At 75.0% G+C, this 13,127-nt stretch carries 13 protein-coding genes; 8 read left to right on the top strand and 5 right to left on the bottom strand.

Annotated features, from left to right (window positions below; genetic code table 11):
* Positions 1-239: 239 nt before the first annotated feature.
* On the top strand, positions 240-1,262 hold the full coding sequence (coaA, locus tag LWC33_RS10960) for a type I pantothenate kinase (RefSeq protein WP_233304181.1): 1,023 nt from the start codon (positions 240-242) through the stop codon (positions 1,260-1,262).
* 58 nt (positions 1,263-1,320) lie between these two features.
* Positions 1,321-1,806, top strand: coding sequence for a MarR family winged helix-turn-helix transcriptional regulator (locus tag LWC33_RS10965; protein ID WP_233304182.1), 486 nt, complete (start codon positions 1,321-1,323; stop codon positions 1,804-1,806).
* A gap of 20 nt (positions 1,807-1,826) precedes the next feature.
* Here the strand turns inward: LWC33_RS10965 and LWC33_RS10970 are convergent, their stop codons facing one another.
* Positions 1,827-2,624, bottom strand: coding sequence for a DUF427 domain-containing protein (locus tag LWC33_RS10970; protein ID WP_233304183.1), 798 nt, complete (start codon positions 2,622-2,624; stop codon positions 1,827-1,829).
* A gap of 115 nt (positions 2,625-2,739) precedes the next feature.
* Positions 2,740-4,617: an asparagine synthase (glutamine-hydrolyzing) gene (asnB, locus tag LWC33_RS10975; protein ID WP_233304184.1), complete on the bottom strand. Its 1,878-nt coding sequence runs from the start codon at positions 4,615-4,617 to the stop codon at positions 2,740-2,742.
* Between the two features lie 141 nt (positions 4,618-4,758).
* On the opposite strand from asnB, the gene LWC33_RS10980 reads away from it, so the two are divergent.
* The 4 genes from LWC33_RS10980 (at position 4,759) to pepE (ending at position 9,158) form a co-directional block, all read left to right on the top strand.
* Positions 4,759-5,250 (top strand): MarR family winged helix-turn-helix transcriptional regulator, encoded by a 492-nt coding sequence (locus tag LWC33_RS10980; RefSeq protein WP_233304185.1) that lies wholly within the window; start codon positions 4,759-4,761, stop codon positions 5,248-5,250.
* A 244-nt stretch (positions 5,251-5,494) separates the two neighbouring features.
* Complete coding sequence (locus LWC33_RS10985; RefSeq protein WP_233304186.1) at positions 5,495-7,483, top strand: serine/threonine-protein kinase; 1,989 nt, start codon at positions 5,495-5,497, stop codon at positions 7,481-7,483.
* A gap of 269 nt (positions 7,484-7,752) precedes the next feature.
* A complete protein-coding gene (locus tag LWC33_RS10990) occupies positions 7,753-8,403 on the top strand; it encodes a DUF4232 domain-containing protein (RefSeq protein ID WP_233304187.1) in 651 nt (216 codons plus the stop codon).
* A 68-nt stretch (positions 8,404-8,471) separates the two neighbouring features.
* Positions 8,472-9,158: a dipeptidase PepE gene (gene pepE / locus LWC33_RS10995; protein WP_233304188.1), complete on the top strand. Its 687-nt coding sequence runs from the start codon at positions 8,472-8,474 to the stop codon at positions 9,156-9,158.
* Positions 9,159-9,306: 148 nt separating this feature from the next.
* On the opposite strand, the gene LWC33_RS11000 is transcribed toward pepE, so the two are convergent.
* Positions 9,307-9,906 (bottom strand): malonic semialdehyde reductase, encoded by a 600-nt coding sequence (locus LWC33_RS11000; protein ID WP_233304189.1) that lies wholly within the window; start codon positions 9,904-9,906, stop codon positions 9,307-9,309.
* 301 nt (positions 9,907-10,207) lie between these two features.
* On the opposite strand from LWC33_RS11000, the gene LWC33_RS35920 reads away from it, so the two are divergent.
* Entirely contained in the window at positions 10,208-10,810 is a 603-nt protein-coding gene (locus tag LWC33_RS35920; RefSeq protein ID WP_233304190.1) for a PASTA domain-containing protein, read from the top strand.
* A 41-nt stretch (positions 10,811-10,851) separates the two neighbouring features.
* A complete protein-coding gene (locus LWC33_RS11010; protein WP_233304191.1) occupies positions 10,852-11,253 on the top strand; it encodes an HNH endonuclease in 402 nt (133 codons plus the stop codon).
* Here LWC33_RS11010 and LWC33_RS11015 read toward each other — a convergent pair.
* Together LWC33_RS11015 and LWC33_RS11020 are read right to left on the bottom strand one after the other, a co-directional pair.
* On the bottom strand, positions 11,250-12,083 hold the full coding sequence (locus LWC33_RS11015) for an endonuclease/exonuclease/phosphatase family protein (RefSeq protein ID WP_233304192.1): 834 nt from the start codon (positions 12,081-12,083) through the stop codon (positions 11,250-11,252). The two genes, LWC33_RS11010 and LWC33_RS11015, sit on opposite strands and share 4 nt — an antisense overlap.
* Positions 12,080-13,057 (bottom strand): sensor domain-containing diguanylate cyclase, encoded by a 978-nt coding sequence (locus LWC33_RS11020; RefSeq protein ID WP_233304193.1) that lies wholly within the window; start codon positions 13,055-13,057, stop codon positions 12,080-12,082. Before LWC33_RS11020 ends, LWC33_RS11015 begins: the two co-directional genes overlap by 4 nt.
* Positions 13,058-13,127 lie beyond the last annotated feature (70 nt).

Here is a 13,127-nt window from a genome sequence, read left to right on the forward strand (position 1 = left end):
CGGGAGGGGGTCCTCATCCCGTCCGGACGACGACCTCGCCCGCGCCGCGGACCTGCCGAAGCGTCGGGGCGGTCGAGCGCGGGGGTCGTCCCGGACATACCGCGCATCCTGCCGGAGCGTTCGATCGATCACCCCTCCGCGGCGGAGTGGTTCGCCCCACGTCGCCGGGTCGATCAGCCGCACGACGTCTAGGTTGGACCTCCATCGCACCCGAAGAACCCGACAGGACCGAGGTCCCGATGCCCGCGACGGTGCAGGCCACAGAGCAGACCGACCGCCGTGCCCCACGGCACGTGCTCCCGCCCGGCGTCCCGGGCACCTCCCTCGTCCATCGCGACGGGGGCTCCTCGCCGTTCGTCGACTTCGACCGCGCCTCGTGGGCGCGGCTGGGGGAGACGAGCCCGCTGCCGCTCACCGCGGCGGAGCTGGAGCGGGTGCGCTCCCTGGGCGACGCGGTCGACCTCGACGAGGTCCGCGAGGTCTACCTGCCGCTGTCCCGGCTGCTGAACCTGCACGTGCAGGAGGGCGGGCGGCTCTACCGCGCCTACCGGACCTTCCTGGGCGGCACGGCCGCGCGCACGCCGTTCGTGATCGGGATCGCGGGTTCGGTCTCGGCGGGCAAGTCCACGACCGCGCGCCTGCTGCGATTGCTGCTCGCCCGCTGGCCCCAGCACCCGCGGGTGGAGCTGGTGACCACGGACGGGTTCCTCTACCCGAACGCCGAGCTGGAGCGGCGCGGGCTCATGCAGCGCAAGGGCTTCCCGGAGTCGTACGACCGCAGGGCCCTGCTGCGCTTCGTCACCGAGGTCAAGGCGGGCCGGGCCGAGGTGACCGCGCCGGTCTACTCGCACCTGGTCTACGACATCGTCCCCGACGAGCGGCTGGTGGTCCGGCGCCCGGACATCCTGCTGATCGAGGGGCTCAACGTCCTGCAGCCGGCGTCGGGCAACACGGCCCTGACCGTCAGTGACTTCATCGACTTCTCGGTGTACGTCGACGCCGCGACCCCGGACCTGCGCCGGTGGTACGTCGACCGCTTCCTCAAGCTGCGCGAGACGGCGTTCCGCGACCCGGCCTCGTACTTCCGCCGCTACGCCGAGCTGGACCACGACGCGGCCATCGCGCACGCCGAGAACATCTGGGCGACGATCAACGGGCCGAACCTGGAGGAGAACATCCTCCCGACCCGCGGGCGGGCCAGCCTCGTCCTCACCAAGGGCCCCCGCCACGACGTCACGCGGATCCGGCTGCGGAAGGTGTGACGGCGCAGGCCAGGGGGACCGGCGACTGTCCGATCTGTCCGGCTGGCAGGATGGGCGGATGACCGCGGAGCACGTCCCGCCGCCCGATCACCCGGTCGAGACCGCCGAGCACGGCCCCGAGGATCCGGGGCTCACCGAGGAGGCCACCCGGCTGCGGCTGGCCGTCGGCCGGCTGCACCGGCGGATCCGGATCGACGGCGGGGACTCACTGCCCCCGCTGCAGCTCTCCGCGCTGGTGACGATCGCGATGCACGGCCCGCTGCGGCTCTCCGAGCTGGCCAGACGCGAGGCCGTCACGGCCCCGACCATGTCCCGTGTCCTCGGGGCGCTCGACGACCAGGGCCTCGTCGTCCGCGCCCCGGACCCGCAGGACGCCCGCGGGGTGCTGATCACGCTGTCCGACAGCGGCCGGGTCCGGCTGGACGAGATCCGCACCCACCGCACCGCACTCGTCGCTCGCCGGCTGCAGCGCCTCGACGCCGAGCAGCGCGCCGTGATCCGGGCGGCGCTGCCCGCCATCGAGGCCCTGCTCGAGGACGAGTAAGACCCGAGAAGCGGGCAGGGTCAGGCCCGCTCGCCGTCCACCAGGACCTCGACGCCGTCGCCCCAGAAGCTGAGCAGCCCGGCGACCCGGGCCGACTCCGGCAGCGGCGTCTCGTACTCCCAGGCCGCGTCGGCGATCTCGGTGCCGTCGGGCAGCACGGCGGTCCAGTAGCGGGCCTCGCCCTTGTAGGGGCACCGGCTCCGGGTGTCCGACGGGCGCAGCTCGACCTTCGCCGCGTCCTTCGGCAGATACCAGCGGTTGGGCAGGCCCGTCTCGGACAGCACCGCCGGCGCGTCGGACTCCGCGAGCACCGTGTCGCCGTGCCGGACCTGCACGTGGCGGCGGGTCGGCCGGACGTCGACGCGGGTGTACGGGTCGGTGAGGTGGGCGAAGACCTGCTCCTCCTCGTCGTACCAGGCGTCGAGGGCGTCCCAGTAGAAGGCGGCGTGGCCCTTCAGCCACGGGGCCTCGGGCTTCGGTTCGGGGTAGGACCAGACGGCGTTCTCCGCGGTCCGGTCGCCCACGACCAGCGAGTGGTAGCTCGCGTCGCCCTTGAACGGGCAGTGGGTCGAGTGCTCCGTGGGCACGAGGACGTCGGGGTCGACGTCCTCGAACGGCACGTAGAGCACCGGGAGCAGCGCGGTCTCGTGGACCAGCATCCCGCGGGTGGTGTCGACGACCGTGCGGCCGGCGAACTCGGCGCGGATGCGGCGCGGGAAGGGCTGGGCGAACAGCTTGTGGGCCGGGCCGTCGATCGCGTAGTTGACGGTGGTGGGCGCATCGGGGGCCAGGGGTCCCTCGCGTCGGGTGAGTCCCATGTCACGGCCAACCCGGCTCCCCGGCGCGGCATTCCGCTCTGCTGCGTTCCGCCCGGTCGAAATCCCGCCGGGCGCGGTGAGTGGTGCCGGAGCCCCACTCACCGCGCACGGCGTGTCAGCGCAGGTCGAGCTCCACGTCGTAGTCCCGCAGCCAGGCGTCGACGTCGAGGACCCGCTCGAGCTGGAACCGGGCGTGCATCCCGGAGCCGCCGTCCAGCGGGGCGTCGATCCGCGCGGCGACGGCCTTGCGGTCGATCAGCGGGGCGGCAGGGGAGTCGTCGCGGCGCAGCAGTGCCGCGGCGCGCTCCCGCAGCTCCTTCTCGTAGGCGTCGTCCTGCGTCGACGGGTAGGGGCTCTTCACCCGCTGCACCACCGACTCGGGCAGCAGGTGCGCGGTGGCGTGCCGCAGCAGGCTCTTCTCGCGGCCGTCGAAGGTCTTGTGCGCCCAGGGTGCCCCGAAGACGTACTCGACGAGGCGGTGGTCGCAGAACGGCACGCGCACCTCCAGGCCCACGGCCATGCTCATCCGGTCCTTGCGGTCGAGCAGGTTGGGCAGGAACCGCGTGAGGTAGAGGAAGCAGATCTCCCGCATCCGCCGCTCGTGCGGGTCGTCGGCAGCCGGGCCGGTCAGCTCCGGGACCTCCGCGAGCGCGGCCCGGTACTGCGCGTCCAGGTGGCCGGGCAGGTCGAGCCGCCCGCTCAGCCCGGGGTCGAGCAGGCCGGGGTCGCCCGGGTCGGCCCTCATCATCCGGCCGGCGAGCCACGGGAAGGTGTCGGCCGCGACCGTGTCCGCGTCGTGGAAGTCCCGGTACCCGCCGAACACCTCGTCCGCGGACTCGCCCGAGAGCGCCACCGTCGACCGCTCCCGGACCGCCCTGAACAGCAGGTACAGCGAGGTGTCCATGTCGCCGAGGCCCATCGGCAGGTCCCGGGCGTGCAGCGCGGCGCGCCGGACGTCGGGGTCCATGAGCTGCTCGGTCGACAGCCGGATGTCGGTGTGGTCCGTGCCGACGTGCGCGGCGACCTCCCGGACGTAGGGGGCGTCGGGCGTGCCGCGGACGTCGTCGGCGCGGAAGTTGTCCTCGTAGCCGGTGAAGTCCACCGCGAAGGACCGGATCCGGCCGTCGGTGTACTGCGCGGCGAGCGCGGTCAGCGCGCTGGAGTCGAGTCCGCCGGACAGCAGGGTGCACAGCGGGACGTCGGCGACGAGCTGGCGGCGGGCGGTGTCCTCGAGCAGCTCGGCGACCCGGCGGACGGTGGTCGGGACGTCGTCGGTGTGCCCGGTGTCCGCGAGCTGCCAGTACCGCTCCTCGCGCACGCCCTCGCGGGTGACGCGCACGACCGCGCCCGGCGGCACCTCGCACATCCCGGCGAACACCGCGTTCGACGGGTCGTGCACCCACGCCAGCAGCCGGCGCAGCCCGTCGAGCGTGACCCGCCGCTCCACCCGCGGGTCGGCGAGGATCGCCTTGGGCTCGGAGGCGAACAGCACGCCGTCGGCGGTGGGCAGGTAGTAGAGCGGCTTGATCCCGAGCCGGTCCCGGACCAGCACGAGCTCCTGCGCCGCCGGGTCCCACAGCGCGTAGGCGAACATGCCGTTCATCCGCCGGACGGCCTCGCGCGGGTCGCGCCGGCCCCACTCACGGTGGGCGTGCAGCACGACCTCGGTGTCGCTGTCCGTGCGGAACGTGTGCCCGGCCGCGGTGAGCTCCGCACGGAGCTCACGGAAGTTGTAGGTCTCGCCGCTGTACACGAGCACGGCCTCCGGCACGTCCGTCCCCGGCCGGGGCGGCAGGGCCATCGGCTGCCGCCCGCCCGGGACGTCGATCACCGCCAGCCTGCGGTGCCCGAGCGCCGCGTGGGCGTCGAGGTGGAGGCCCTCGTCGTCCGGCCCCCGGCAGGCCATGGTCGCCGTCATCGCGGCGAGGACCTCCCGCCGCTCGTCCTCGCGCCGGTCCTGCCGGAAGTCCACACCACCGCAGATACCACACATTTCGCGCGCCCCTCCTCGTCACGTCGTGTAACGCCTTCGTAACGTAGCCGTGATCGGATTGCACGGCGAAACATTGCAGGGCGCAATGCGGGTACGATCGATTCATGCCCGAACGACCGATTTCAGCGGAGGAGTGATCCCGTGACGTCGACCACTGGTGCGGTCGCGCCCGAGGTACCGGGACAGGACTCGCTGCACCGCCTCGAACACGAGATCACCGTGCTGATCCGCCGAACCATGGAACCCGTCTGGTCCGGCGGCTACGGCACCCACGACGCCGTGGACCGCTACACCTATCCGGTGCTCGCCGCGCTCGACGAGAACGGGGCGCAGTCGCTCACCGTCCTCACCGCGGGGCTCGGCGTGAGCAAGCCGACGGCGAGCCGGCAGGTCTCCCGGCTCTCCCGTGCGGGGCTCGTCGAGGTCCGGCCGGACGAGCGCGACTCCCGCTCCGTCGTCGTGTCGCTCACCGCCGAGGGCCTGGCCCAGCGCGAGCTCGTGCGCGCGGCCCGGCTGCGCCCGCTGCAGGCCGTGCTCGAGGCGTGGCCGCAGGAGGACCGGGAGTCGCTCGGCATGCTGCTCGAACGGTTCAACGAGGACCTCGACACGTACCGGGAGCAGGGCGGACGCTAAGCGGCACGGGGCGGCACGGGGCGGCACGGGGCGGCACGGGGCGGCACGGGGCGGCACGCCCGGCGGCCCGGGCGGTACCCCCGGACGGCGGCGGCGCGCAGCGGCGAACGGGCGACACGCTGTGCTCGGCACGGCCCGACGCGGGGGACCCGGGTGATGCCATAGTGGGGGTGCCGGCCACGTCCCGGTCGCGTCACGTATCGCGCCCGGCGTCCGGGCGCTCCGACAGGGGGAGGGGGAGCCGGTGGACACGCTCGTCGCGCTGGTCGGGCAGCTGGTGTCCGTGCTGCGCGAGACCGTGGCCCCGCAGGCCTGTCCGGGGGTCTGGGCCTGGGCGACGTCGGCGCTCGGCCTCGGCGTCGGGCTCCTGCCGGCCGCGGGCGCGCTGGTCGTGGCCCTGCTGCGGCGGCGCTTCGGCGCCGCGTACGGCGGCGGGCGCGGGGTGCTCCTCGCCGGCATCGGCCTGCTCACCGCCGGAGTGCTCCCACTGCTCGTCTTCGTGGCCGCGGGGCGGGTTTTCGCCGCCTCGGCCGGTCGCGGCGCCGTTCCCGGCCTGACCGCGGCCGCGGCGCGCTCGCTGCGCTCCACCGAGTGCTTCGTCGGCGCGCAGAGCACCTACCTCGGCTCCGGCACGGTCGGCGACGCGTTCACCCCGTCCGACCCCGTCCGGCTCGGCGTCGCCGTGCTGCTCCTGGGCATCGTGCCGCTGGTCACCGCGGTGTTCGTCGGGATCCAGGCCCGGCTGGCGCTGCGCCGCGGGCCCGCCTGGCCCGCCCGGTTCTTCTGGGGGCCCACCGTGGCACTGGCCGTGCTCACCGCGGGGGTGCCCGCGGGCGCGGCCGAACACCTCTGGGTCGGGGCCTGCCTGGGCGCCTTCGCGGGCATGCTGCTGATCAGTGCCGTGCCACCGCCCTCGCGGGAGACCGTCCGCCGGTCGCTGCAGCCCGCGGGGCCGGTGCGCGAGAAACGACCCACCGAGACCGGGGAACAGCGGCTCGCCCGGCTGAAGGAGCGGATGCAGCCGATCGTCCAGCTCCCCTCCCCGGAGGAGCGCGGGGCGGACCGCTCGGGGCAGCAGCAGCCGCGGCCGCAGTACGCCGACTTCGACAGCAGCCGGATGCCGGTCGCGCCCTCTCGGCCCGGGTCGCCGGGTGGCGTCCCTCAGCCGCGCGCCGGCGGCCCCGCGCCGCTCGCGGCCGCGCCGGGGGCGTTGCCACCCGTCCCCGGTCGCGGGCCGAACGGGTTCGGCCCGCCCGCCGGGCGTCCGACCGGACCGGGCGGCACGCTCGCGGCCCCCGGGCCGTTCCCCGGCCCGACCACCCCGATGGGGGCCGCTCCGATGGGCGCCGCTCCGATGGGCGGAGCCCCGCTGAACGGCAGGGCGCCCCGCTTCCGGGTGCTGCAGCGCATCGGCGCGGGCGGCTTCGGCCGGGTCTGGCTGGCGCACGACGCCAAGCTCGGCCGCACCGTCGCGCTCAAGTCGGCCCACGCTCCCGACGGCGAGACCGAGGAGCGGATCCGCCGCGAGGCCGCCGCGCTGGCCGCCGTCCGGCACCCGCTGTGCGTCCACATCCACGACCTGGTGCACGCCCAGTCCGATCCGGGACTCTCCCAGCTCGAGGGCCTGGTCATCGTGATGGAGTACGTCGAGGGCGTGCCGCTCTCGCGGCTGGTGCAGGAGCGCGGCCCGGTCGACGACGTGTCCGCCGCCCGGATCTGGACGGGCGTCGCCGGCGCGCTCGACGCCGCCCACCGGCGCGGGGTGCTGCATCGCGACCTCAAGCCGGGCAACGTCATCGTCGACGCGGCCGGGCACCCGCACCTCATCGACTTCGGCATCGCCCGCCGGACCGGGGACTCCACGCTGACCATGACCGGCTTCGTGCTGGGCACCCCGGACTACCTCGCCCCCGAGGTCGCGGCCGGGCAGAAGGCCACCACACGCTCGGACATCTGGCAGCTGGCTGCCACGGTCTCGTTCGCGCTCACCGGCTACCCGCCGCGGGGCGGGCACGCCGACGCGATCTCCGGGCTGCGGGCCGCGGCCGTCGGGGCGAAGCTCACGCACCTGCCCCGGCGCACCGCACACCTCTCCCTGCTCAAGCAGGCCCTGCGCACGGATCCGGACCGCAGGCCGGACCTGGCCACCACCCAGCGGTCGCTCGACGAGTGGCTGCGCCGGGCGGGCGTTCCGGTCGGTGGTCCGGTGGGGGCGGGTACCGCCGGGCCGTGACGGCCGCCCCGCCCACCCGGCCGGTCCGGGACCGGGTCGCCGGGGCTCGGCCGAGGCGGTGGTGTCGGCAGCCTCGCGTGCCGCCCGCCGTGCCGTGCTCCGGTCCGCCGGCTGATCCGTCGATCGGACGCACCCGAGAGGACCGTTCGGCGGGGAAAGATCGTTTCCGGACGCAACCCGGGCGCCGCGTCGGGCGTCTCCCGAACAGGAGCCGCCCCTCCCGGTCGGCTCCCACCGGACGGGGGGTCCGGTGTCGGGGAGGGGAGCACATGTCGATCACACCCATCGCGCGTCGGATCGCCGCGGCCGGGATCGCCGCCGCCGCGCTGCTGCTCGCCGGCTGTTCCGGCGGGACGGACGAGGTCAACGGCGGCACACCGGCCGCGAGCGGCACGGCGGCCCCACCGGCGACACCACCGTCGGAGGCCGTCGCCGCGCCGGCGAGCACCACCGCCGCGGCCGTCACGAGCCCGGCAGGCGGAGATCCGCTCAGCCCGCCCAACTGCGCCACCGCCGCCCTGCGGATCACGCTCGGCGGGGGCGACCCCGGAGCGGGTTCCGTCTACCGCCCGCTGGTGTTCACCAACACCGGCGGCACGACGTGTCAGCTGCGCGGCTTCCCGGGCGTCTCGTACGTGACCGGCGACGACGGCCACCAGGTCGGGCCCGCCGCCACGATGTCCGGCGAGCGGGGCGGGGAGGTGCGCCTCGGGCCCGAGGGCTCCGCGGCGGCACAGCTGCAGCTCGTCAACGTCCAGAACTTCGACCCCGCCGCCTGCATGCCGACGGCCGTGCGGGGCCTGCGTGTGTACCCGCCGGGCGAGACACAGTCCGCCTTCATACCGTTGGAGACGACCGGTTGTGCGGCCGGGCAGCTGCCGGGCAACCAGCTGAGCGTGCAGACGATGACGGCGCAGTAGGCCGGCGCGGCAGAGGGCACAGCAGGACGGCGCAGGAGGACGGTCGGCGGCCGTGCTGGGATGATCGCGTGAGCGAACTCCTGCTGCTGTCGAACTCCACGAACCACGGCGCCCCGACGCTCGCGCACGCTCCGCTCGCGGAGTTCTACGGGGACCGCGAGGTCCGGTTCGTGCCGTACGCCCTCGCCGACCACGCCGGGTACGCCGAGGCGATCGGTGCCGCCTTCGCGCGCGCGGGGCTGCGGCTGCGCAGCGTGCACACCGAGGAGGACCCGGCCGCGGCCCTGCGGACCGCCGAGGCGGTGTGGGTGGGTGGCGGCAACACGTTCCGGCTGCTGCGGGCCCTGCAGCGGCTCGACGGCCTCACCGCGATCCGCGAGGCGGTCGTCGAGGGCGCCCGGTACGGCGGCGCGAGCGCGGGCACGAACCTGGCCTGCCCGACGATCCGCACCACCAACGACATGCCGATCGTCGAGCCGGCCGGGTTCGCGGCGCTCGGGCTCGTCGGTTTCCAGGTCAACCCGCACTACCTCGACCCGGTCGCCGGGTCGGTGCACATGGGTGAGACCCGGGAGGAGCGGATCCGGGAGTTCCTCGAGGAGACGGACGAGCAGAACGCCGCCCCCGTCGTGGGGCTCCGGGAGGGCGGCTGGCTGCGGGTGTCCGACGAGGCGGTGACGCTGCACGGGTCGGCGCGGGTGTTCCGTCGCGGCGCGGAGCCGGAGGAGGCCCGGACGGGCCCGCTCAGCCCGTGACCCGCGCCGCCGCCCGAGCGGTGACCTGCGCGGTGGCGCGCCGACGGGGCAGCGACGGGTTCCCGCTCGCGCGCCGAGGGCGTGCGGACGCACGACGCCCGGTCCGCGCGGTCGGACCGGGCGTCGGGGCCGGGGGAGCGGCGGGTTGTCAGACCCAGCGGACGACGTCGGCGTGCTCGAGGCGCGGCAGGCGCGGGAACCAGGCGTCGGGACCCGGGTGGCCGAGGTTCACGACCAGGAGGACCTTCTCGCGGCCCCCGGGGTAGAACTCCTCGGTCACGGCGTCGTGGTCGAAGCCCGCCATCGGGCCGGCGGCCAGGCCGTGCGCGCGGGCGGCGAGCAGGAAGTAGCCGATCTGAAGCGTCGAGTTGAAGCGCGCCATGTCCTCGCGGCCCTCGCGGCCGGACGCCTCGAAGGTGTCCTTCATCTCGGCGCGGGCGGGGAAGGTCTGCGGCACGAACTCGTGGAAGTCCAGGTCCGCGGCCAGGATCGCCACCACCGGGGCCTTCTCGGACTTGGCGCGGTTGCCCTCGGCGAGCAGCGGGAGGAGCCGGTCCTTGCCGTCCTCGCTGCGCACGAAGGTCACGCGCAGGGGCTGGGTGTTGGCGGCGGTCGGGGGCCACTTCGCGAGCTCCCAGACGGCGCGGAGGGTCTCGTCCGAGACGGGCTCCGGGGAGAAGGTGTTGGCCGTCCGGGCCTCGGTGAAGAGCGCTGCGCGGCCCGCGTCGTCGAGGACGGGGAGGGTCACGGGGCTGTCAGTCACTGTCGTCACGAAATAGTAGAACGCTCAACTCTTCGGGGTGTTCCTGCCCGGCCAGGTGGTGTCGATCACGCGGACGGTCGCCGACGGCGGCGCTGGCGTCCCGGTCACGGGACGTCGGAGCCATGGCAGTTCTGCACTCCGGTGACGGGCTGGTCGTCTTCCCCGACTACCCCGGCGAGGGGGGACGTGAACGCGGCACCGGAGGCCGACATCGAGCGGCCGGTGCCCGACACCCGGCTGTCAGCCGACCGTTGGCGGACGGGAGATGTCAGGCTAGCCTGACACCGTGGACCCGTGGCGAGAGGCGAGGGAGGCGCTCGAGCGCCTCGCCCGCCGGCGGACCCGTGAGGGAGCGCTCGACGCCCTGTCCGACATCGGGTCGCTGCGCCGCCTGCTCGACCGGGCGGAGCTCGACGCGGTGCGGGACGCCCGGGTGGCGCGCCGCTCGTGGGCGGAGATCGCGACGCGGCTCGGCATCACCCGGCAGTCCGCCTGGGAGCGCTGGCGCGAGCTCGACGAGGAGGCTCCCGAGCCGCTGCGGCGGGCCGCGGACGAGGCGGCCCGGGATCTCGCCGCCGGTCCCGTGACCGTGCCCGACGTCGTCGGGATGAGCTGGGCCGCCGCCCGTTTGCGGCTGCAGGAGGAACGGCTCGACATCGTGAGCGCCGATCCCGACCTCCCGCCCTTCCTCGGCCCGGAGGCCGCGGACTTCCGGGTGGTCGACCAGAAGCCGGTCGCGGGTCAGCAGGTCGCGGCGTACACGTCGGTGACGGTGTGGCTCCGGAGGGGGCCGGGCTCGGCCGGGGTGACCGCGCCCCTGCGGCCCCCGCCGGACCCGCGGGCGCGCCGCGGTGCCGTCGACGAGACGACGGGCGAGAGCGTGCCCTGATCACAGGCGCGCCCGCGACATCCGGAGGACACTGGCGGGCGATGTCGTCCCCGTCCCCGCAGCCCGGTCGCGCCGAGCGGCTGCGCGCCGCCGCGGCCCGGGACGGCGATGCGTGCGTGTGGTGCGGGCGCCCCTGTATCGGCCTGGTCGCGCCGACGACCGACCATCTGGTGCCGAAGGTCAAGGGTGGCCCGTCGTGGGTGGAGAACGAGGTCGTCGCGTGCCGGCGCTGCAACGCCGCGCGCGGGCACCGCAGTCCCGCCGACTGGTTCGCGGAGTGCGAGCGGCGCGGCTGGGAGCCGAACCTCACCGCGGTGCTGGGCGCGCTGCGTGCACTCGATGCGGCGATCGCGGCGCGCGGCGGGCAGCGCCGGGCCCGGCCGTACCTCGCCGCACAGCTGCGGCGACTGACCCGCACCGAGGAGCAGCGCCGAGCGTCCTAGGAAACGAACCCGTCGCCGAACGCCCCGGGCGACCGGTCGGGCGGGGCGAGGTCGACCACCAGGCCGAGATGGTCGCTCGGTGGGACGCCGCCGGGCCCGCCCGTGAACGCGAGCTCGCAGCCGTCGACCCGGAGGGTGGGGCCGTGGGTCGTGTCCCGGACCAGGACGTAGTCGATGCGGCGCGGCCGGACCAGCGGCATGTCCCCGGCGGCCACCAGCGGGTTCGCGGGGGCGAAGGTGTGCCCGGGCTCGTCGGGGTGTGCGGTCTCCCAGGTGTCGTGGTAGCTCACGCTCACGCCCTCCAGTGACCGGCGGCCGGTGAGGAACCGGATGCTGGCGGCGTCGGGCGTCGCGTCGAGGTCCCCGAGGAGCACGGCGTGCGCCGGCCGGTCTGCCACGACCCGCTCCACCAGCCCGGCGGTCGCCACGGCCTGCAGCTCCCGTTCCCGCTCGAAGCCGAGCTGGAAGCAGGGCTTGTGGTGGGCGACGACGACCCGCCCGACCCCGGGCACGTCCAGCTCGGCGACCGCCGCGCCGCCCCACCGGAACTCCCGTGCGCGTGGGGTGACGTCGAGGTTGAGCCGGTGCACCCGCACGAAGGGCCACCGGCTCGCGAGGACGGCCGTGCTGCCGTCGTCGGCCTCGGCGGGGTGCAGGGCGAGATGGTGGCCCGGAACGAGGTCGGCGACCTCGGCGCGCACGACTTCCTGCAGCGCGACGACGTCGGGATCGAGCCGTTGCAGCTCCGCGCGGATCGCCTCGCGCCGCCGCGGCCCGTCGGCGTACTGCGGGGACAGGGCGTTGAGCGTGACGACCCGGATCCGGCTCACCGCCCGGCCGTGCCCGAGAGACCAGCTCGCCGGGCCCGCTTCTGCGCGTACATGGCCTCGTCGGCCGCCTTCCAGGCGCCGGGGAAGCCCGTGACGATGCTGTACGGGGCGTGTCCGAAGGACCCCGAGACCCCCGCCTCGGCCAGGGCCCGCTCCGCGCGCCCCACGAGCTCGGCCGCCTCGTCCGGGGTGGCGCCGACGGCGATGATCCCGAACTCGTCGCCGCCCAGCCGGGCCAGCACGTCGTCGCGCCTGACCGTGGCGGCCAGCGAGGCGCCGGCCCGGCGGATGTACTCGTCGCCGGCGTCGTGGCCCTGTAGATCGTTGACGGTCTTGAGGTTGTCCAGGTCGAGCACGACCACGGCGGCGGCGTCGCCGAACCGGCGGAACCGGTCCTCCTCCTGCTCCACGAACCGGTCCCGGCCCCGGCGGTTGAGCAGGCCTGTCAGGGCGTCCGTCTCGGCCTCGTGGCGGGCCCGCTCGAGCTCGCGGGACGCGGCCGTGGCGGACAGGTCCGCGTCGAGGACCGCCGACAGCAGGCCGGAGAGCAGGTCGAGCAGCGGCAGCTGGTCGCGCAGGGCCTCCGGCTGCGGTGAGGGGTCGTAGCCGCAGACGGTCCCGAACAACCAGCCGTCCCCGCTGACGATCGGGGTGCCGACGTAGGCGCTGACGTCGAGGGGCGCGGCGGCGGCCATCTCCGCGTACTGCGGCACCTCGCGCACGTCGGGGGCGATGCGCGGGGTGATGCCTTCGACCATCGTGTGGCACAGGGACTCGGTGAACGGCAGGCTCGTGCCGGGCGGGAGCTCGTAGGCGTTCCCCTCGGCCCTGAGCAGCACCTGGCGGTCGCCGATCACCCGGGTGACCGCCCAGCCCCCGAGCGGCACCGTCTGCTGCAGGTACTCCAGCACGCGCCGGCAGGCCACGTCGAAGCTGCGGGTCGGCAGCAGGGCGTCGGCCACCACCGGGGCCACCCGGGGTCCCGGTGTCGCGAGCGGGGGCCGGACACGACCCCTCTGGTTGAGCCGGACATCGGCGGGAATG

The sequence above is a fragment of the Pseudonocardia terrae genome (assembly GCF_021343995.1).
GTDB lineage: Bacteria > Actinomycetota > Actinomycetes > Mycobacteriales > Pseudonocardiaceae > Pseudonocardia > Pseudonocardia terrae.

Excerpts from the sequence above, each read along its gene's own strand:
- coaA (WP_233304181.1), top strand. The coding sequence starts at position 240 with ATGCCCGCGACGGTGCAGGCCACAGAGCAGACCGACCGCCGTGCCCCA.
- LWC33_RS10965 (WP_233304182.1), top strand. The coding sequence starts at position 1,321 with ATGACCGCGGAGCACGTCCCGCCGCCCGATCACCCGGTCGAGACCGCC.
- LWC33_RS10970 (WP_233304183.1), bottom strand. The coding sequence starts at position 2,624 with ATGGGACTCACCCGACGCGAGGGACCCCTGGCCCCCGATGCGCCCACC.
- asnB (WP_233304184.1), bottom strand. The coding sequence starts at position 4,617 with ATGTGTGGTATCTGCGGTGGTGTGGACTTCCGGCAGGACCGGCGCGAG.
- LWC33_RS10990 (WP_233304187.1), top strand. The coding sequence starts at position 7,753 with ATGTCGATCACACCCATCGCGCGTCGGATCGCCGCGGCCGGGATCGCC.
- LWC33_RS11010 (WP_233304191.1), top strand. The coding sequence starts at position 10,852 with ATGTCGTCCCCGTCCCCGCAGCCCGGTCGCGCCGAGCGGCTGCGCGCC.